General features: G+C 68.2%; 19 protein-coding genes. 16 read left to right on the forward strand and 3 right to left on the reverse strand.

The features are described from left to right. Positions 1–95 precede the first annotated feature (95 nt). Positions 96–977: a helix-turn-helix domain-containing protein gene (locus tag D0901_RS12410; RefSeq protein WP_129140613.1), complete on the reverse strand. Its 882-nt coding sequence runs from the start codon at positions 975–977 to the stop codon at positions 96–98. Positions 978–1151: 174 nt separating this feature from the next. Between D0901_RS12410 and pobA the strand changes: the two genes are divergently transcribed. Together pobA and D0901_RS12420 are read left to right on the forward strand one after the other, a co-directional pair. Beyond that, positions 1152–2336 (forward strand): 4-hydroxybenzoate 3-monooxygenase, encoded by a 1185-nt coding sequence (pobA, locus tag D0901_RS12415; protein ID WP_129140614.1) that lies wholly within the window; start codon positions 1152–1154, stop codon positions 2334–2336. 170 nt (positions 2337–2506) lie between these two features. After that, positions 2507–3367 carry an ion transporter gene (locus D0901_RS12420; protein ID WP_129140615.1) on the forward strand — a complete coding sequence of 287 codons (861 nt, stop codon included), beginning with the start codon at positions 2507–2509 and terminating at the stop codon, positions 3365–3367. A 164-nt stretch (positions 3368–3531) separates the two neighbouring features. Here D0901_RS12420 and D0901_RS12425 read toward each other — a convergent pair whose 3' ends face one another. Both D0901_RS12425 and D0901_RS12430 read right to left on the reverse strand, forming a co-directional pair. After that, positions 3532–3909 carry a hypothetical protein gene (locus D0901_RS12425; RefSeq protein WP_129140616.1) on the reverse strand — a complete coding sequence of 126 codons (378 nt, stop codon included), beginning with the start codon at positions 3907–3909 and terminating at the stop codon, positions 3532–3534. A gap of 36 nt (positions 3910–3945) precedes the next feature. Beyond that, complete coding sequence (locus D0901_RS12430) at positions 3946–4362, reverse strand: hypothetical protein (RefSeq protein WP_129140617.1); 417 nt, start codon at positions 4360–4362, stop codon at positions 3946–3948. Positions 4363–4539: 177 nt separating this feature from the next. On the opposite strand from D0901_RS12430, the gene D0901_RS12435 reads away from it, so the two are divergent. The 14 genes from D0901_RS12435 to xylB all read left to right on the forward strand — a co-directional run bounded on the left by D0901_RS12435 (position 4540) and on the right by xylB (position 18785). Continuing rightward, positions 4540–4884 (forward strand): PepSY domain-containing protein, encoded by a 345-nt coding sequence (locus tag D0901_RS12435; RefSeq protein ID WP_129140618.1) that lies wholly within the window; start codon positions 4540–4542, stop codon positions 4882–4884. A 7-nt stretch (positions 4885–4891) separates the two neighbouring features. Further along, a complete protein-coding gene (locus tag D0901_RS12440) occupies positions 4892–5563 on the forward strand; it encodes a response regulator (protein ID WP_129140619.1) in 672 nt (223 codons plus the stop codon). Beyond that, complete coding sequence (locus D0901_RS12445) at positions 5560–6954, forward strand: sensor histidine kinase (protein ID WP_233440415.1); 1395 nt, start codon at positions 5560–5562, stop codon at positions 6952–6954. The genes D0901_RS12440 and D0901_RS12445 overlap by 4 nt, the downstream gene beginning before the upstream one ends. 71 nt (positions 6955–7025) lie before the next feature. After that, entirely contained in the window at positions 7026–7988 is a 963-nt protein-coding gene (locus tag D0901_RS12450) for a sugar-binding transcriptional regulator (RefSeq protein WP_129140620.1), read from the forward strand. A gap of 113 nt (positions 7989–8101) precedes the next feature. Continuing rightward, a complete protein-coding gene (locus D0901_RS12455; protein WP_129140621.1) occupies positions 8102–9409 on the forward strand; it encodes an ABC transporter substrate-binding protein in 1308 nt (435 codons plus the stop codon). 93 nt (positions 9410–9502) lie between these two features. Beyond that, entirely contained in the window at positions 9503–10390 is an 888-nt protein-coding gene (locus D0901_RS12460; protein ID WP_129140622.1) for a carbohydrate ABC transporter permease, read from the forward strand. An 8-nt stretch (positions 10391–10398) separates the two neighbouring features. Further along, positions 10399–11220: a carbohydrate ABC transporter permease gene (locus tag D0901_RS12465; RefSeq protein WP_129140623.1), complete on the forward strand. Its 822-nt coding sequence runs from the start codon at positions 10399–10401 to the stop codon at positions 11218–11220. A gap of 10 nt (positions 11221–11230) precedes the next feature. Continuing rightward, positions 11231–12376, forward strand: a complete 1146-nt coding sequence (locus tag D0901_RS12470) for an ABC transporter ATP-binding protein (protein ID WP_129140624.1) — start codon at positions 11231–11233, stop codon at positions 12374–12376. A gap of 10 nt (positions 12377–12386) precedes the next feature. Beyond that, positions 12387–13061, forward strand: coding sequence for an HAD family hydrolase (locus D0901_RS12475; RefSeq protein WP_129140625.1), 675 nt, complete (start codon positions 12387–12389; stop codon positions 13059–13061). 27 nt (positions 13062–13088) lie between these two features. Then, the gene (locus D0901_RS12480; RefSeq protein WP_129140626.1) at positions 13089–13877 is read left to right on the forward strand and encodes an L-iditol 2-dehydrogenase; all 789 of its coding nucleotides are present in this window, start codon (positions 13089–13091) and stop codon (positions 13875–13877) included. 1 nt (position 13878) lies between these two features. Then, the gene (locus tag D0901_RS12485) at positions 13879–14820 is read left to right on the forward strand and encodes an SDR family oxidoreductase (RefSeq protein WP_233440416.1); all 942 of its coding nucleotides are present in this window, start codon (positions 13879–13881) and stop codon (positions 14818–14820) included. Between the two features lie 17 nt (positions 14821–14837). Next, on the forward strand, positions 14838–15521 hold the full coding sequence (locus D0901_RS12490; RefSeq protein ID WP_233440417.1) for a nucleoside triphosphate hydrolase: 684 nt from the start codon (positions 14838–14840) through the stop codon (positions 15519–15521). Positions 15522–15719: 198 nt separating this feature from the next. Next, the gene (locus tag D0901_RS12495) at positions 15720–17198 is read left to right on the forward strand and encodes a mannitol dehydrogenase family protein (protein ID WP_129140627.1); all 1479 of its coding nucleotides are present in this window, start codon (positions 15720–15722) and stop codon (positions 17196–17198) included. 90 nt (positions 17199–17288) lie between these two features. Further along, a complete protein-coding gene (gene xylB / locus D0901_RS12500; protein ID WP_129140628.1) occupies positions 17289–18785 on the forward strand; it encodes a xylulokinase in 1497 nt (498 codons plus the stop codon). Positions 18786–18791: the final 6 nt, after the last annotated feature.

Here is an 18791-nt window from a genome sequence, read left to right on the forward strand (position 1 = left end):
AGAACCCGAACCCCCGCCACCCGGCGGGGGTTCGTCGTTCCCGGGTCGGTACGAAAAGTCGGTGAGTGAAGGCGGCTCTCGTACAAGGCCCAGGGTCAGCGCGAGAGCCGGAATGCCTTGGGCGATTGCCCGCTCAGGCGCTTGAAGAAGCGCGTGAAATAGGCCGGTTCGGAGAAGCCCAGCATATCGGCGATCTGACCCACGGTCATGTTGGTGTAGGTGAGCTGGCGCTTGGCCTCGAGCAGCAGTCGCTCGTGCAGCAGCTGCAGGGCGCTGCGACCGGCCAGGCGCCGGCACAGGGTATTGAGATGGGCGCTGGTCACGCCGATCCGGGCGGCGAGGGACTCGATGCTGGGCTGTTCGGTGTAGTGGTCGTCGATCAGCGCCAGGAAGTGTTCGAGGTGGGCCTGACCGCGATCGTGGCTCGGTGCGCGGCGGGGCCGGCGACGTTCGGCGCGCCGCGCGATCTGCACCGCCAGGGCCTGGACCAGCGCGTGCAGCAACGGTTCGCGGCCGGGCGCGGGGCGGTGATACTCGCGCTCGACCTGCCCCACCAGGGTGTCGATCGTCACCGCCTCGGGCTGCTCGGCGAGCGGGTAGTGTGCCGGCCGGTTCAACACCTCGCCGAGTGCCGTGAGACGCTCGTGGAGGTGGCTGGCGAGCGGCTTGGCGAGGCTGATGATGTGCCCGTCGATGTCGGTCGAGAAGTGGAATCCATGGATCGTCACCGCCGGGACGACGATCACCAGCGGCCCTTCGAGATGGCGCTCGTTACCCTCCAGGCTCAGGTGGACCCGGCCGCTGCGGATGTGCAGCAGATGCAGCAGGTCGGCATGGCGGTGGGGCTTGATATGCCAGTCGTGCAGGCGGCTGCGGGCGGCGATCGACTCGCAGTGCAGCAGGTCCGGTGTCGGCCAGTGGCCGGTTTCGCCATAGAGCTGGAAGACCGGGATGCGGTCCTGGCGACGTTCTGGCATGCGCGTCCCCGGCGTGGGTTTGGAAGGTCGACCAAAGTCAGGGGTGGTTCTTGAAAATGTCCAACCCTGTCTATCGATTTTGCCTTAAATGGCGTCTGGAATCGATGAAAAATACAACTCATCGATTCCCGTGACGACGGGTGGCTTGCTGCCCGGACCCAAGAGGCAATAACCATGAAGACACAAGTGGCGATCATCGGGGCCGGCCCCTCCGGCCTGCTGCTGGGCCAACTGCTGCACCGGCAGGGCATCGACAACGTGATTCTCGAACGACGCAGCGGCGAGTACGTGCTCAGCCGCATCCGTGCCGGGGTGCTCGAGCAGGGGATGGTCGACCTGCTGCGCGAAGCCGGCGTCGATGAACGCATGGACGCCGAAGGGCTGCCCCACGACGGCTTCGAGCTGGCCTTCGACAACCGCCGCGTGCGTGTCGACCTCGCCGAACTCACCGGCGGCAAGCGCGTCATGGTCTACGGCCAGACCGAGGTCACCCGCGATCTGATGGCGGCGCGTCGCGAGGCCGGCGCGACGACCCTCTACGAAGTCGACGACGTCCAGCCCCACGACCTGGAGACCGACCACCCCTACGTCACCTTCGAGAAGAACGGTGAGACGCTGCGCCTCGACTGCGACTACGTGGCCGGCTGCGACGGCTATCACGGGGTCTCGCGTCGCTCGATCCCCGAGGATCGTCTCAAGACCTTCGAACGGGTCTATCCGTTCGGCTGGCTGGGGCTGCTCGCCGACACCCCGCCGGTTTCCGACGAACTGATCTATGCCAGTCACGCCCGTGGTTTCGCGCTGTGCAGCATGCGTTCGAAGACCCGCAGCCGCTATTACGTGCAGGTCGGGGCCGACGAGAAGGTCGAGGACTGGTCGGACGCGCGTTTCTGGGAGGAACTCGCGGCGCGCTTGCCGGAGGACGTCGCCGCGAAACTGGTGACCGGCGAGTCGCTGGAGAAGAGCATCGCGCCGCTGAGAAGCTTCGTCGCCGAGCCGATGCAGCATGGTCGCTTGTTCCTGGTCGGCGACGCCGCGCACATCGTGCCGCCCACCGGCGCCAAGGGCCTCAATCTGGCCGCCAGCGACGTCAACACGCTCTATCGCCTGCTGGTCGGGGTCTATCGTGACGGCCGGGACGATCTGATCGCCCGCTACTCCGAGGTCTGCCTGCGGCGTATCTGGAAGGCCGAACGCTTTTCCTGGTGGATGACCTCCAACCTGCACAAGTTCTCCGACGACGAAGACTTCACGCGGCGCATCCAGCAGGCCGAGCTCGACTACTACACCAGCTCCCGGGCCGGGCTCACCACCATCGCCGAGAACTACGTGGGCCTGCCCTACGAAGCCCTCGAGTGATCCCCGGGGCCTGCCCGCCCATGCCCGGCTGCGGCGGGGCTGGCGAGCGCCCCGCGACGCGGCGTCACGCCCTCGCGGGGCCTCGGGCTCGCCAGAGCGTCTTCCCGCGCGTATCCTGACACGCTTCGACCCGCCCCCAGCCGGAGACGCGTACCGCGCCGCATCGTGCCATGGAAGACCGCATCACCCCCTTTCAGCTTTTCATCCTGGTACTGTCCTTCTACGTGCTCGGTGCCTTGATCGCCGACACCTTCTTCGCGCTGTCGCCGGAAGTGTCGCGTCTGCTGCAATACATCGACCTGATGGTCTGCGTGTGCTTCTTCATCGACTTCTGCCTGCGTTTTCGGGCGGCGAAGAACAAGTGGCACTACATGCGCTGGGGCTGGATCGATCTGCTGGCCAGCATCCCCGCGGGCTGGCTGATGGGGGCCAAGGCCTTCCGCGTGGTGCAGTTGATTCGTCTGTTGCGGGCGCTCAAGTCCCTGGAGCTGATCTGGCGGCTGATCTTCCGCAACAAGGCCAAGGGTGTACTGGCCTCGGCGGCCACCCTGACGGTGTTGCTGGTGGCCTTCAGCGCACTGGTCATGCTGCTGGTGGAAAGTCCCGATCCCGACAGCCCGATCGATACCGCCGAGGAGGCGCTGTGGTGGGCGGTCGTCACGGTGACCACCGTGGGCTACGGCGACTACTACCCGGTGACGACGCCGGGGCGCGTGGTGGCGGTGCTGCTGATGGTCTGCGGGGTGGGGCTGTTCGGTAGCTTCGCGGCCTACATCAGCTCGCTGTTCGTCGCCGATCAGGGCGAGCGCGAATCCCGCCAGCACCGCGCTGACCGCGAGATGGTCCGTCATCTCAATCAGCAGATGGCCGCCCTCAGCGAGGAAGTGCAGGCGTTGCGCGAGGTGCTGGCCCGCCACTATCCGGAACTCGATGCCGACGCGGCGCCCGGTGACGAAACGTCGCCGGCAAGCCGGGAAGAGGGCGGCACGCGCCCCGAGCCCGGATCCGACGACGCGCCGCGCGGCGGTTGAGCTCTGTCTGAAAAGTCGGCGAGCGATGGCCAGACAAGACAAAAATTGATGAAAAAGCGCAGTTTACAAGCCGTAAATGAGCATTTTGAGTCAATTTTTAACGCCGTATGGGCGAGCGCAGCCATTTTTCAGACAAAGCGTAGGTGCCACGCGGCCCGGGTGGGTCAGCCCTTGTCCAGATAGTCGCCCTCGAGTACCTCGTGGCGCGCGTCCGCTCCCGAGCGGGGCGACGCGGCGTGCGCTCCGCCGGCATTGCCGCCGACGTCCTGGGCGCGCTCGGCGCGCAGCGCGTCGATGCGCTTCTTCATGCGATGGCGCAGCAGGGGCATCATCAGCCAGCCGACCAGCAGGAAGAACAGCCCCAGCACGGTGCCGACGAGCATCAGGGTGCCGAACAGCAACCAGGTGAAGAAGAGTTTCACGCCGCCCCCCGACGTGGAGGGGCGCGCCTGGCGGGCACGCTGCTGCCAGTCGCGTGCCGCCTGCCAGGCGGCGTTCTCGCGGCGGGCGCGGGCATGCAGGGTCTCGTGATGATCAGTCATGGTTCACTCCGGTGACCGGGAAAGTCGTCGAACGGGTCAGATGACGTGAGTGGCGGCGTCATCGATGTCGACATGGCCTGTGTCATCGACAGCGAGGGACGCGAATCGTTGCACGTCGTCGTGTTGCGCGTCGTTCAGCGCCCGGGTGACCTCGGCGCCGGACAGTCGCCAGTGCAGGCCATCGGCGGCCGCGTCGTTCGGGGAGGCGAGCGAGCCGTCGCGCAGCAGCCGGTCGACATCGACCTGCCAGCCCGCGTCGCGCCAGCCTTCGCCCTCGCGGCGGTCACGATCGTCGACGGCGATCTGGCGATAGGCGGCGATGCCGTGGCGATCGGCCTGGGCGAGCAGCGAATCCAGCTCGCCGGGCGCGAAACTGCCTTCGTCGGCGAATGCCAGGCTGGACAGGCTGCCGGAAAAGGCGACGGGGACCATCATCAGACGCAGTGATTTCATGGCGCTTCTCCTTGGTCGACGGACGCGCGGTCCGGGTTCTCGACATCCGTTTTACGCCGTGCCACCTTGCTGCGACCTGAAGAAGTCGTTCATGGTGCGTTCATCCGGGGCGCGTCCCGCCGACAGCCAGCACGCCAGTTCATGGTGCATTCATGCAGCCTTTGGCAGGCTGGCGCCATGAACGCACACTATCGCTTTCCTTACTGTCGGGCCGTGCTGCTGGCCATGGTGCTGGTCACGGCCTCGGCGTCCGTGGCGGCCGACGACGACTGGCGGCAGCTCCACGAGGCGGTCCGCCAGGGGCGTCTGGTAGCGTTGCCCAGTGTGCTCGACTGGCTGCAGCAGCGCTACACGGGACAGATTCTCGAGGTCGAGCTCGAGAGTGACGACCAGGGGGCGCCTCGCTACGATGTCGAGATGATCGGCCCTCAGGGGCAGGTGGTGCGGTTCGAATTCGATGCCGCGACCGGTGAACTGCTCGATAGCCAAGGCAGCCATATCGAGGCGATGAAGCGACGATGACGCGATCATGAAGATACTGCTGGTAGAAGACGACCGGGCCCTGGCCGAGGCACTCGGCGAGGCGCTGCGCGACGCGGGGCTGCTGGTCGAAACCGCCGAGAGCGGCGGTGAGGCCGACTTTCTGGTGCGCACCGAGCGTTACGATGCCGTGGTGCTCGACCTGGGGCTGCCGGACGGCGACGGCACCCGCTGGCTGGCGCAGTGGCGCGACGACGCCATCGACCTGCCGGTACTGGTGCTCACCGCCCGCGAGCGCTGGTCGGACAAGGCGGCGGGGTTCTCCGCCGGGGCCGACGACTATGTCACCAAACCGTTCGAGACCGCCGAGGTGCTGTTCCGCCTGCGTGCCCTGGTACGCCGCAGCCACGGCCACGCCCATCCGGTGCTGACCCTCGGCGAACTCACTTATGACACCCACGCCGGCAGCATCAGCGTGGCCGGTCGGCCGGTGACCCTGACCGCCCAGGAATCGCGGCTGCTGGCCTACCTGATGCACGCCGCCCCGCGTATCGTCAGCCGTGGCGAACTCGCCGAGCACGTCTACGACCGCGACCACGAACCCGATTCCAACGTCATCGACGTCCAGATCAGCCGCCTGCGGCGCAAGCTGGGCAGCGAGCGCATCGAGACCCTGCGCGGGCAGGGCTATCGGGTGGTCGCCCCCGAGGATGGTGCGTGACGGCCACCGCCGGCTCGCGCCTGCGCGCCTTGGCGTCGCGCCCCGCCGGCTGGTCGCTGGGCCAGCGACTGCTCGCCGCTGCGCTGGGCCTGGTGGTGGTGATCCTGCCACTGGCCGGGCTGGGCCTGGCCTATAATTTCCGCGAATCGGTCACCGCCTCGTTCGACCAGCGACTCTCCTCGCTGTTGCAGGTGGTGCTGGCCGATCTCGACTACGACCCCGCCGAGCAGCGCCTGCAGGTCTCGCACTCGCTGGGCGACGCACGCTTCCAGCGGGTGTTCTCGGGCTGGTACTGGCAGATCACCGACCGGCAGGGCACCTCGCTGGTCTCGCGTTCGCTGTGGGATCAGCGGCTGCCGGTATCGATGGCCGACGGCATCAGCGTGCGCAACATCAGCGGTCCGCGCGGCGAACCGTTGCGGGTGATCGAACGCGACGTCCACCTGCCCGGGCACCCGCAGCGGCTGCACGTCAGCGTCGCCGCCTCCCGCGAGGAACTCGACGCCGAGGTGGCGCGCTTCGAATGGCTGCTGGGACTGTCGCTGTTGACCCTCGGTGGGCTGCTGATCGGCGGCCTGGCGTTGCAGATCCGCTGGGGGCTGGCGCCGCTGCGACGCCTGCACGCCGACCTGGAGCGGGTCGAGTCGGGGGCCGGGGAGCGGCTCGACACGCGCCTGCCCGGCGAACTCAGCGAGCTCGCCGAGGCGATGAACGAGGTCCTCGAGCGTGACCGCGGCCTGATCGAACGCGGCCGCAGCGCCGCCGGCAACCTGGCCCACGCGCTCAAGACGCCGGTCAGCGTGCTCAAGACCGTCGCCGACCGGCTGCCCGAGGCCCAGCGTCGCCAGGTACGCGACGAGCTCGGACGCATCGACGAGGCCGTGCGTCACCATCTCGCCCGGGCGTCGGCGGCTGGCGGCTCGACGCTCACCGGGCGGGTGCGGATCGGCGAGGCGATCGCCCCGGTGGTCGACGGTCTGGCACGGCTGGCGGGGCGTCGCGGCATCGCCCTCGAGCGCGAACTCGATCCCGAGCTGACCGTGCGCATGGACCCCCAGGACCTGCAGGAGCTGGTCGGCAACCTGCTCGACAACGCCATGCGCTGGGCCGAGCGGCGGGTACGGCTGAGGGTGCACGCCGAGGACGACGGCGTTTGCCTGCTGATCGAGGACGACGGGCCGGGAATGAGCGCCGCGCAGCGCGAGGCGGCACTCGCCCGCGGCGCCCGGCTCGATGAACATCGCTCCGGTTCGGGGCTGGGCCTGGCGATCGTCGAGGACCTGATGACCCTCTACGGCGGCTCGCTGAACCTCGAGACCGCCGCGCTCGGTGGGCTCGCGGCACGCGTGCGTCTGCCCGGCGCCACGCCGGCCTCGCCCCGCCACCGCTGACCCCGCGTATTGTGCCCGCTCTTGCCGACTGCGATGATCGGCCCCACGGCAAGTGACGAGAATACCCCGCCATGGACAAGTACGACCTCAAGCTCGATCAGGCGGCCCGCGCCGCCTGGCTCTCCTATGTGGGCGGACGTACCCAGGACGAGATCGCCGGTCAGCTCGGCGTGTCGCGCCCCGGGGTCCAGCGCCTGCTGGCCCTGGCGCGCCAGGAGGGACTGGTCAAGGTCCACATCGATCATCCGCTCGCCGGCTGCATGGCCATGGGGGAAGCCCTGGTGACGCGTTTCGGCCTGAGCTTCTGCGACGTGGTGCCCTCCGATCCGGCGCCGCACGACAACGGCTTGGCCTTTCTCGCCCTGGCCGGCGCCGAGCGGCTGTCGCGCTACATCGACCGCAGCGAGCCCTTGACGCTGTCGCTGGGGACCGGCCGCGTGGTGCGTGCCACGGTCGAGGCGTTGAGCCGCACGGAGCGCCCCCAGCATCGCTTCGTCTCGCTGGTGGGCAACGTCGCCCGCGACGGCTCGGCCAACCGCTACGACGGGGTCATGGTGCTCGCCGACAAGACCGGCGCCGAGCGCTTCCTGCTGCCGGCACCGGTGGTCGCCGCCTCGGTGGCCGAGAAGGACGCGCTGCTCGCCCAGCATCTGGTCCAGGCGGTCAGTGCCGTGGCCATGGAAGCCGAGGCGGGGTTCATCGGTATCGGCCGTATCGACCCCCAGGCGACGCTGTTTCAGGATCACTTCATCAGCGAGGCCGAGCTCCGGGAACTGCTCGATGCCGGAGCGGTGGGCGAACTGCTGGGCTGGCCGATGAACGCCGCCGGCGAACTCGTCGAATGCCCGCTCACCCGGCGAATCACCAGTCTGCCGTTGCGCCGCCTCGCCGGACAGACGCTGGTCGGTCTGGCCGGCGGGCGCGACAAGGGGCCGGCGATTCTCGCCGCCTTGCGTGGCGGCTGGCTCAAGGGGCTGGTGACCGACGAGGCGGCGGCGCGCTATATCGTCGAGCAGGCGGAGGCATCCTCTTAGGCCAAAGTCTAAGCGCCGCGGTTTGCTTTTTTTGGGGCCCTAAATGATCATTTGAATGGTCATTGAGTAGATTGATCAAAACAAACCCAACAATCTCCTCCAAGGAGCTCGACATGCGGTTACAGCACGCCATCCCGCTGGCCGGGGCCCTGGCTCTCGCCTCCGTCTCTGCCAGCGCCGAGACCCTCACCGTGGCGACGGTGAACAACAACGACATGATCATCATGCAGGGTCTGACCGACGAATTCGAGAAGGCCCATCCCGACATCAAGCTCGACTGGGTGGTCCTCGAGGAGAACGTGCTGCGTCAGCGCCTGACCACCGATATCGCCACCAACGGCGGGCAGTTCGACGTGATGACCATCGGCACCTACGAGGTACCCATCTGGGCCAAGCAGGGCTGGCTGACCAAGCTCGACGATCTGCCCGAGGATTACGACGAGAACGATCTGCTCAAGCCGATCCGCGACGGCCTGAGCCACGATGGGTCGCTCTACGCGCTGCCGTTCTACGGCGAAAGCTCGATGATGTACTACCGCAAGGATCTGTTCGACAAGGCCGGCATCACCATGCCCGAGCAGCCGACCTGGAAGGAGGTCCGCGACTGGGCGAGCAAGGTCAACGATCCCGACAACGGCGTCTACGGCATCTGCCTGCGCGGCAAGCCCGGCTGGGGCGAGAACATGGCCTTCCTGTCGACCCTGGTGAACACCTACGGCGGACGCTGGTTCGACGAGGACTGGCATCCCGAGATCGACTCACCGGCCTGGCACCAGGCGATCGACTTCTACGTCGACCTGATGAACAAGTACGGTCCGCCGGGGGCGACCTCCAACGGCTTCAACGAGAACCAGGCGCTGTTCTCCAGCGGCAAGTGCGGCATGTGGGTCGACGCCACCTCCGCCGCCGGGCGCATCTACAATCCCGACGAGTCCCAGGTCGCCGACGAGCTGGGCTTCGCCCCGGCGCCGGTCGCCGAGACGCCCAAGGGCTCGCACTGGCTGTGGTCCTGGGCACTGGCGATTCCCCAGTCGTCCAACGCCAAGGATGCCGCGCAGACCTTCATCACCTGGGCGACCTCCAAGGACTACGTGAAACTGGTCGGCGAGAAGAAAGGCTGGACCAGCGTTCCCCCGGGTACCCGCGAGTCCACCTATCAGAACGCCAACTACCAGGAAGCCGCGCCGTTCGCCGACTTCGTGCTCAAGGCGATCCAGACCGCCGACCCCACCGACCCGAGCGCCAAGCCGGTGCCCTATACCGGGGTGCAGTACGCCGACATCCCCGAATTCCAGGCCATCGGTACCCAGGTGGGGCAGATGATCGCCGCCGCCCTGGCCGGGCAGCGCAGCGTCGATGACGCCCTGAGCGCCGCCCAGCGTGCCGCCGACCGCACCATGCGCCAGGCCGGTTACTACTGATCAGGCAATCGCACGGCCAGCGTGCCGTGCTCTTGGCCGGGGCCCCGACCCCGGCCGCTTTCCCCAGTCACGACTTTCCAGGTGGGCTCAGCCATGCGCGATAGAGCTTCCGGCCGCACCGTCGGAGGGATGCGTACGTTCTTCCTCCAGGCGCCCGCGGTTTCCATGCTGCTGCTGTGGATGCTGGTGCCGTTGGGCATGACCCTGTGGTTCTCCTTCCAGCGTTACAACCTGCTCAATCCGATGATCTCCGGCTTCGCCGGGGTCGACAACTACACCTACCTGCTCACCGATCCGGCCCTGTGGACGGCGATGGGCAATACCCTGCTGCTGGTCGGCTGGGTGCTGGCGATCACCGTGGTCGGCGGCACGCTGCTGGCGGTGCTCTTCCAGCAGGAGTTCTTCGGCCGCGGCATCGCCCGGCTGCTGGTGATCGCGCCGTTCTTCGTCATGCCCACGGTCAGTGCGCTGATCTGGAAGAACATGATGATGCACCCGGTCAACGGGGTGCTGGCGTGGCTGTTCAATCTGTTCGGTTTCCAGGCGGTGGACTGGTTCTCGTCGCTGCCGCTGACCTCGATCGTGATCATCGTCTCGTGGGAGTGGCTGCCCTTCGCGCTGCTGATCCTGCTCACCGCCATCCAGTCCCTCGACGATGACCAGGTCGAGGCGGCGCGCATGGATGGCGCGGGGCCCATCGCGATCTTCTGGTTCATCACCCTGCCGCACCTGAAACGGGCGATCAGCGTGGTGATCATGATCGAGATGATCTTCCTGCTGACGATCTTCGCCGAGATCTTCGTCACCACCTCGGGCGGCCCGGGGCTGGCCTCGACCAACCTGGCCTACCTGATCTACATCCGTGCGCTGCTCGACTTCGATGTCGGTGGGGCGTCCGCCGGCGGGGTGATCGCCATCGTCCTGGCCAACATCGTGGCGATCTTCCTGGTCCGCACCGTGGCCAAGAATCTCGAGACCTGAGGTGGACCATGAATCAGACGCTCTCCAAGAAACTCATCCTCACGCTGCTGGCCTGGTTCATCGCCTTGGTGGTGTTCTTCCCGATCTTCTGGATGATCCTCACCGGCTTCAAGACCGAGGGCGAGGCGGTGGCCACGCCGCCCAGCCTGTTCTTCGATCCGACGCTGGTCGGCTATCACGAGGTCATGGCGCGGGCCGACTACGTCAAGTTCGCCATCAACAGCGTGATCGTGTCGGTCGGCTCGACGCTGCTGGCGCTGCTGGTGGCGGTGCCGGCGGCCTACTCGATGGCGTTTCTGCCCACGCCGCGCACCCGCGGCACGCTGCTGTGGATGCTCTCCACCAAGATGCTGCCGCCGGTGGGCGTGCTGATGCCGATCTATCTGATCTTCCGCGATCTGGGGCTGCTCGACAGCCTGACCGGGCTGACCATCGTCTACATGCTGATGAACCTGCCGATCGTGGTGTGGATGCTCTACACCTTCTTCAAGGACGTGCCCAAGGACATCCTCGAGGCGGGCCGCATGGACGGCGCCGGCACCCTGCAGGAGGTGCTCTACCTGCTGGTGCCGCTGACCCTGCCGGGGATCGCCTCCACCGGGTTGCTGTCGGTGATCCTGAGCTGGAACGAGGCGTTCTGGAGTCTCAACCTCACCACCTCCGACGCGGCCCCGCTGACCGCCTTCATCGCCTCGTTCTCGAGCCCCGAAGGGCTGTTCTGGGCCAAGCTCTCCGCCGCCTCGACGATGGCCATCGCGCCGATCCTGATCCTCGGTTGGATGACCCAGAAACAGATGGTTCGCGGCCTGACCTTCGGCGCCGTCAAATAAGGAATTCACCATGGCAACGCTCGAACTCAACAACATCGTCAAGGAATTCGGTGACACCCAGGTGATCAAGGGGGTCGACCTGGAGGTCAAGGACCGCGAATTCGTGGTCTTCGTCGGCCCCTCCGGCTGCGGCAAGTCGACCCTGCTGCGCATGATCGCCGGGCTGGAGAGCGCCTCCAGCGGCGACATCAAGGTCGACGGCCAGCGCATCAACGAGGTCGGCCCGGCCGAGCGCGGCCTGGCGATGGTGTTCCAGAGCTATGCGCTCTACCCGCACATGACCGTCGAGGACAACATGGGCTTCAGCCTGCGCCTGGCCGGCGTGGCCAAGGAGCAACGCCGCCAGAAGGTGCTCGAGGCGGCGCGCATCCTGCAGCTCGAGCCCCTGCTCGACCGCAAGCCCAAGGCGCTCTCCGGCGGCCAGCGTCAGCGCGTGGCGATCGGCCGGGCGATCGTGCGCAACCCCAGCATCTTCCTGTTCGACGAACCGCTGTCGAACCTCGACGCCGCGCTGCGCGTGCAGATGCGCATCGAGCTGGCGCGCCTGCACGACGAACTCGACGCCACCATGATCTACGTCACCCACGATCAGATCGAGGCGATGACCATGGCCGACAAGATCGTGGTGCTGCAGGGGGGCATCGTCGAACAGGTCGGCTCGCCGATGGAGCTCTATCACCATCCGCGCAACCGCTTCGTGGCCGGCTTCATCGGCTCGCCGAAGATGAACTTCACCGACGTCGAGGTGCTCGACGCCAACGCCGACGGCGTCGCGGTACGCCTGCCCGGGGGCGGTGAGTGCCGGGTGCCGGTGGATGGCAGCAATGCCCGGCCCGGCGCGACGCTGACCCTGGGCATTCGCCCCGAACACCTGATGCTCGACGACGACGGCCCGCTGGGCGGCGAGATCGTGGTCATCGAGCGTCTCGGCGGGGTGACCTCGCTCTATGTGCAGTGTCACGGCGACGAGTGGATCCTGGTCACCGACGGTGATGTGCGCCATCGCGTTCATGACGCGATTCGCTTCGGCTTCGAGCCCGGCCGCGCGCATCTGTTCGCGGAAGACGGCCTGGCCCTGGCCAGCCTCGAGCGCCATCCGCTGGTCAACGTCGAGCGCAAGGAGAACCGCGCCTCGACCGCCAGTGACGACCGTTGAGGAGGCGCGCGTGGCTCTGCTGATCTTCGATTGCGACGGCGTACTGGTCGACAGCGAGGCGATCGCCGAGGGGGTGCTGCTCGAACGGCTTGCCGCCTGGTTGCCCGATCTCTCCGCCGAGGGCGAGGTACGCCACGCGCTGGGCATGACCACCGCGGCGATTCTCGATCACCTGCAGGGACTCAGTGCCCACCGCCTGCCCGATGATGCCCTGGCGCGCATCGATGCGGCGATCGAGGCCCGCCTGGCCGAGGAGCTCGAGGCCATGGCCGGGGTTGCCGAGGCGATCGATGGCCTCGACCTGCCGCTGGCGATCGTTTCCAACAGTAGCCGGCGGCGAGTGCTGGCCTCGCTCGCCAATACCGGGCTCGATGCCCGGTTGAATCAGGCGCCGCTGTTCACCGCCGAACAGGTGGCGAAGCCCAAGCCGGCGCCGGATGTCTACCTGCTGGCGGCGCGCAGCCTCGACGTCGCGCCCGACGACTGCCTGGTGGTGGAGGACAGCGTCTCCGGCACGCGCGCCGCCTGCGCCGCGGGCATGACGGTGATCGGCTTCACCGGGGCCAGCCATATCGAGGACGGCCACGCCACGCGGCTGCGCGAGGCCGGCGCCTGGGTCGTGCTCGAGCACATGACGCAACTCGGCGACTGCGTCGCGCGCTGGCGGCAACGCCGCGGCGCGTGACGACGCCACCATCGACAAGGAACTCCCATGAAACTCGACAAGCGTACGGCAGTGGTGACGGGCGGGGCGCGAGGCATCGGTCTGGCCATCGCCACCCGGTATCTGGAAGAGGGCGCGCGGGTGGCGATCGCCGACATCGACCTGGCCGCCGCCGAGCGGGCGGCGGCCGATCTGCGCGCCGCCCGCGGCGGCGAGGCGGCGGTGATGGCGGTGGCGCTCGACGTCTGCGACGGCGCCTCGCGTGCCGCGATGATCGACGCCGTCGAAGCGACGCTGGGGCCCATCGACATCCTGGTCAACAATGCCGCGGTGTTCGGCATGGCACCGGTGCTGGAGGTCAGCGAGGCCAGCTACGACAAGCAGTTCGGGGTCAACGTCAAGGGCACCTTCTTCACCCTGCAGGCCGTGGCGGCGCGCATGGTCGAGCGCGGCGAGGGCGGCAAGATCATCAACATGGCCTCCCAGGCCGGCCGGCGCGGCGAGGCGCTGGTGAGCATGTACTGCGCCTCCAAGGCGGCGGTGATCAGCCTCACCCAGTCCTGTGGGCTCGACCTGATCAAGTATCGCATCAACGTCAACGGTATCGCCCCCGGGGTGGTCGACACGCCGATGTGGGAGGAGGTCGACGCGCTGTTCGCCCGCTACGAGGGCCGCCCGCTGGGCGAGAAGAAGCGTCTGGTCGGCGAGGCGGTGCCCTACGGCCGCATGGGGCGCCCGGAGGATCACGTGGGGGCCGCGGTGTTCCTGGCCAGCGCCGACAGCGACTACGTGGTGGCGCAGACCCTCAATGTCGACGGTGGCAACTGGATGAGCTGACATGCCCGACACCACGTCCACTTACGACATCGCCGCCGGCGAGCGGCTCGCCGAATTCGTCGCCGAGCCGCCGGCGAGCGGCTCGCCGAATTCGTCGCCGAGCCGCGGGCGCCGGCCCACGATCGCCTCGACGCGGCGCTGCGCGATGACGCGCGGGCCTGCCGTCCCGACACCCACCCCCGGGGATGACGTCATGAGCCAGGTGCAATTCGACTTTCACGACAGCGTGGTGATGATCACCGGCGCCGCCAACGGCATCGGTCGCGAACTCGCCGAGCGCTTCGCCGCCGCCGGGGCGAAGCTGGTGCTCGTCGACAAGAGCGACACCGTCGATACCTTGGCCGCGGGGCTGGGCGGCGAGACACTGACGACGGTGCTCGACATCACCGACGAGGCCGGCGTCGAGGCGCTGGTCGAACGCGGCGTCGCGCGCTTCGGGCGTATCGACGTGCTGGTCAACAACGCCGGCATCGGCCCGCTGGCGCCGGCCGAAGCGATGGACACCGCGCTGTGGGACGCCACCCAGGCGGTCAACCTGCGCGGCGTGTTCTTCGGCTGCCGCGCGGTGGGGCGGCGGATGCTGGCGGCGGGCTACGGGCGCATCGTCAATCTTGCCTCCCAGGCCGCCAGCGTGGGGCTCGAGGGGCACCTGGCCTACTGCACCAGCAAGTCCGGGGTGCTGGGCCTGACCCGTACCCTGGCACTGGAATGGGGACCGCGCGGGGTCACCGTCAATGCCGTCTCGCCGACCGTGGTCGACACCGAGCTGGGGCGCTACGGCTGGGCCGGCGAGAAGGGCGAACGCATGAAGGCCCTGATCCCCACCCGGCGCTTCGCCACGCCGGCCGAGATCGCTCACGGGGTGATGTTCCTGGCCTCGCGGGAGGCGGCGATGATCAATGGCGCCGATTTGCGGATCGACGGCGGCTACACGGCCTGTTGACGGTGAGGTGACACCCGATGCGAACGACGACGCCCGATGCGCTCGATGACCTGCCCATGACGCCGACGCTGGTGGCCATGGCCGAACAGGTGCTGGGGGCGCTGACGCCCGGCCGGCGGACCCTGGTGGCCATCGCCGGGCCGCCGGCGGCCGGCAAGTCGACCCTCTCCGAGCGGCTCTGCGAGCGCATCGACGCCCTGAACCCGGGTATCGTCGCGCTGGTGCCGATGGACGGCTACCACTTCGACAACGCGGTGCTGATCCCCCAGGGCCGGCTCGACATCAAGGGCGCCCCGGAGACCTTCGACGTCGCCGGGCTGACCCGCGACCTGGAGCGGCTTCGGCGCGACGATGGCCCGGTGGCGGTGCCGGTGTTCGACCGTCCGCTCGATCTGGCCCGGGCCGGGGCCCGGCTGATCGCCCCCGAGCATCGCCTGGTGCTCGTCGAGGGCAATTATCTGCTGCTCGACGAATCGCCCTGGCGTGAACTGCGCTCCTTCTTCGACCGCACGCTGTTCATCGACGTCCCCGACGCGGTGCTGGTCGACCGGCTGATCCGCCGCTGGCGCGGCATGGGCCAGGATGCCGACGGCGCGCTGATCCGCACCCACGACAAGGACATGCTCAACGCCCGGCTGGTCAAGGACCGGTCGGCGGCGCCCGACTGGCGCTGGAGATTTCAGGAAGCGCTGAACAAATAGGCGAGCGGGATGAAGCGGGCGTCGCCACGCCGCAAGGCGCCCGGCGCACAGGAACCGCAGCATATGGGGTATATGTGAGGATTCCGACCGGGCTGGCGTTCCAGCACCGCGCAACGCAGCGATTCGCCCGTGCAGGCATTTGTGCAGTGTTTCCTTTACGTCTGACAACCCGGTTGCGGCCGGCTCGAGGAGACTGCGATGACTGCACTGACCAACGACACCCTGACCGGGCTCGACGCCGCCGTGGCCACGCCGCGCTACGATCGTCGGCAGGTGACGCCGGGCATCGTCCACTTCGGCGTGGGCGGCTTCCATCGCGCCCACCAGGCGATGTATCTGGACGAACTGATGAATCGCGGCGAGGCGCTCGACTGGGGCATCGTCGGCGTCGGCGTGATGCCCGGCGACAAGCGCATGCAGGCGGCCCTGGCGGCGCAGGACCACCTCTATACCCTGGTGGTCAAGCACCCCGACGGCCACTACGAACCGCGGGTGATCGGTTCGATCGTCGATTATCTCTACGCCCCCGACGATCGCGAGGCGGTGATCGAGCGCATGGCCGACCCGGCGACGCGGATCGTCTCGCTGACCGTTACCGAGGGCGGCTACAACTTTCATCATGTCACCGGCGACTACGACCTGAGCCAGCCCGACGTCGCCCACGATCTGGCCGAGCCCGAGGCCCCGCGCACCACCTTCGGGCTGGTGGTCGCCGCCCTGCGGCGGCGGCGCGAACGTGGCATCGCGCCGTTCACGGTGATGTCCTGCGACAACATCCAGGGCAACGGCGACGTCGCCCGCAAGATGTTCACCGCCCATGCCCGGGCGCTCGACGCCGAGCTGGGGGCGTGGATCGACGCCGAGGTGAGCTTTCCCAATGCCATGGTCGACCGCATTACCCCGGTGACCACGGCCGACGACATCGCCGCGCTCGCCGAGCGCTTCGGCGTCGACGACCGCTGGCCGGTGGTCTGCGAACCCTTCACCCAGTGGGTGCTCGAGGATCACTTCCCGCAGGGCCGCCCGCCGTTCGAGCGGGTCGGCGTGCAGATGGTCGACGACGTGATCCCCTATGAGCTGATGAAGCTGCGCCTGCTCAACGCCAGCCACCAGGCGCTGACCTACTTCGGCTATCTGGCCGGCTACCGTTACGCCCACGAGGTCTGTCAGGATCCGCTGTTCGTCCGGTTCCTGCTCGACTACATGACCCTCGAGGCCACGCCGACGCTCGCGCCGGTGCCCGGCGTCGATCTCGCCGACTACCGGCAGACGTTGATCGAGCGCTTCGCCAACCCCGAGATCCGCGACACCCTGGCGCGTCTGTGCGCCGAGAGTTCCGACCGGATTCCCAAGTGGCTGCTGCCGGTGATCCGCGAGCAGCTCGAACGTGGCGGCGAGATCCGCCGCAGTACCGCGGTGGTGGCCAGCTGGGCGCGCTATGCCGAGGGCGTCGACGAGCAGGGCGAGCCCATCGAGGTGGTCGACCGGCTCAAGGACGAACTGATGGCGCTGGCCGGGCGCAACCGCGAGACACCCACGGCGTTCATCGAGAACCGCCAGTTGTTCGGCGACCTGGCCGACGAGGCGCGCTTTCGCGAGACCTATCTCGAGGTCCTGACGCGGCTCCACGACAAGGGCGCGCGAGCCACCCTCGAGGCGCTGGTCGATGCGCGCTGAGCATGACCGGGCGGGCGGCTTGCAATCGCTGGCGTCTACCCTTGTACTGAAAGGCTCGCGAACGGGACGCGGGTGGATAAGGAGTCGGGCATGTATCTAGGGGTCGATTGCGGCACCCAGAGCACCAAGGTGGTGATCGTCGATGCCGAGCGCGCGACGATCGTCGGCGAGGGCAGCCGGCCTCATCGGCTGGTCGAGGGCGACGGCGGGCGTCGCGAGCAATCGGTCGACGACTGGCTCGACGCCCTGCGCGGGGCCTTCGCCGAGGCGGTGGCCGCGGCGGGCATCGATCCCGGCTCGATCCGCGCCATCGGCGTCTCCGGCCAGCAGCACGGCATGGTCGCGCTGGATGCCGAGGGCGAGCCGGTGTACCCGGCCAAGCTGTGGTGCGATACCGAGACGGCGCTGCACAACGAGTCGCTGATCGAGACGCTGGGCGGGCCGCAGGGCTGCATCGACAAGCTGGGGCTGCTGCTGCAGACCGGCTACACCGCGTCGAAGGTAGCCTGGCTGCGCGAGTGCCATCCCGAGGCCTATCGGCGCATCGACACCCTGCTGCTGCCCCACGACTATCTCAACTTCTGGCTCACCGGCCAACGGGTCACCGAGTGTGGCGATGCCTCGGGCACCGGCTACTTCGACACCCGGGCGCGTCGCTGGCATCACGAGGTATTCGCGGCCGTCGCCCCCGAGCTCGATCCGCACCACGTGCTGCCGCGGCTGATCGACTCCCGGGAGCCGGTGGGCCGGGTGCGTCCCGCCGTGGCCCGCGAGCTGGGGCTCGCCGACGACGTGCTGGTCGCCAGCGGCGGTGGCGACAACATGATGGCGGCGATCGGCACCGGCAACATCGCCCCGGGGCTGGTGACGCTGAGCCTGGGCACCTCCGGGACGGTGTGCGCCTACGCCGAGGCGCCGGTGATCGATGCCGACGGCATGGTCGCCAACTTCTGTGCCAGCAGCGGCGGCTGGCTGCCGCTGGTCTGCACCATGAACGTGACCTCGGCGACCACCCGGGTGCGCGAGCTGTTCGGGCTCGACGTGGCCGCCTTCGGCGAGCGGGTGGCGGCGGCCCCGGTAGGCGCCGACGGGGTGATGGTGATGCCGTTCTTCAACGGCGAACGGGTGCCCGCCCTGCCACATGCCACCGCCAGCTTCGTCGGCCTGACCAGTCTCAACACCAGCGTCGACAACCTGTGCCGGGCGGTGGTCGAGGGCGCCACCTTCGGCATGCGCTACGGGCTCGAGCTGCTCGGCCCGCTGGCCGCCGACGCCAGTCAGGTGCGGCTGGTCGGTGGCGGTGCCAAGAGCCCGGTATGGCGGCAGATCGTCGCCGACGTGCTGGACGTGGAGGTGGTCTGCCCGACGATCACCGAGGCCGCCGCGCTGGGGGCGGCGATCCAGGCGGCCTGGTGCGAATCCGCCGAGCGCGGCGACCAGGCGTCGCTGGCGGCACTCTGCGAACGGCTGGTGAGTCTCGACGAACAGACCCGGACCCGGCCCCGCAGCGAGCCCCGAACGCGTTATGATGCCCTCTATCGACGCTACCGGCAGGCGCTGGCCGAGCGCTACGCCATCGCGCCGTGACCGCCG

It is taken from the genome of Modicisalibacter coralii (assembly GCF_004117855.1).
Lineage (GTDB): Bacteria > Pseudomonadota > Gammaproteobacteria > Pseudomonadales > Halomonadaceae > Modicisalibacter > Modicisalibacter coralii.

What these genes read in the sequence shown, in the direction of transcription:
- D0901_RS12410 (WP_129140613.1), bottom strand. Translation starts at nt 977, where the DNA reads ATGCCAGAACGTCGCCAGGACCGCATCCCGGTCTTCCAGCTCTATGGC.
- pobA (WP_129140614.1), top strand. Translation starts at nt 1,152, where the DNA reads ATGAAGACACAAGTGGCGATCATCGGGGCCGGCCCCTCCGGCCTGCTG.
- D0901_RS12420 (WP_129140615.1), top strand. Translation starts at nt 2,507, where the DNA reads ATGGAAGACCGCATCACCCCCTTTCAGCTTTTCATCCTGGTACTGTCC.
- D0901_RS12425 (WP_129140616.1), bottom strand. Translation starts at nt 3,909, where the DNA reads ATGACTGATCATCACGAGACCCTGCATGCCCGCGCCCGCCGCGAGAAC.
- D0901_RS12430 (WP_129140617.1), bottom strand. Translation starts at nt 4,362, where the DNA reads ATGAAATCACTGCGTCTGATGATGGTCCCCGTCGCCTTTTCCGGCAGC.
- D0901_RS12435 (WP_129140618.1), top strand. Translation starts at nt 4,540, where the DNA reads ATGAACGCACACTATCGCTTTCCTTACTGTCGGGCCGTGCTGCTGGCC.
- D0901_RS12440 (WP_129140619.1), top strand. Translation starts at nt 4,892, where the DNA reads ATGAAGATACTGCTGGTAGAAGACGACCGGGCCCTGGCCGAGGCACTC.
- D0901_RS12450 (WP_129140620.1), top strand. Translation starts at nt 7,026, where the DNA reads ATGGACAAGTACGACCTCAAGCTCGATCAGGCGGCCCGCGCCGCCTGG.
- D0901_RS12455 (WP_129140621.1), top strand. Translation starts at nt 8,102, where the DNA reads ATGCGGTTACAGCACGCCATCCCGCTGGCCGGGGCCCTGGCTCTCGCC.
- D0901_RS12460 (WP_129140622.1), top strand. Translation starts at nt 9,503, where the DNA reads ATGCGCGATAGAGCTTCCGGCCGCACCGTCGGAGGGATGCGTACGTTC.
- D0901_RS12465 (WP_129140623.1), top strand. Translation starts at nt 10,399, where the DNA reads ATGAATCAGACGCTCTCCAAGAAACTCATCCTCACGCTGCTGGCCTGG.
- D0901_RS12470 (WP_129140624.1), top strand. Translation starts at nt 11,231, where the DNA reads ATGGCAACGCTCGAACTCAACAACATCGTCAAGGAATTCGGTGACACC.
- D0901_RS12480 (WP_129140626.1), top strand. Translation starts at nt 13,089, where the DNA reads ATGAAACTCGACAAGCGTACGGCAGTGGTGACGGGCGGGGCGCGAGGC.
- D0901_RS12485 (WP_233440416.1), top strand. Translation starts at nt 13,879, where the DNA reads ATGCCCGACACCACGTCCACTTACGACATCGCCGCCGGCGAGCGGCTC.
- D0901_RS12490 (WP_233440417.1), top strand. Translation starts at nt 14,838, where the DNA reads ATGCGAACGACGACGCCCGATGCGCTCGATGACCTGCCCATGACGCCG.
- D0901_RS12495 (WP_129140627.1), top strand. Translation starts at nt 15,720, where the DNA reads ATGACTGCACTGACCAACGACACCCTGACCGGGCTCGACGCCGCCGTG.
- xylB (WP_129140628.1), top strand. Translation starts at nt 17,289, where the DNA reads ATGTATCTAGGGGTCGATTGCGGCACCCAGAGCACCAAGGTGGTGATC.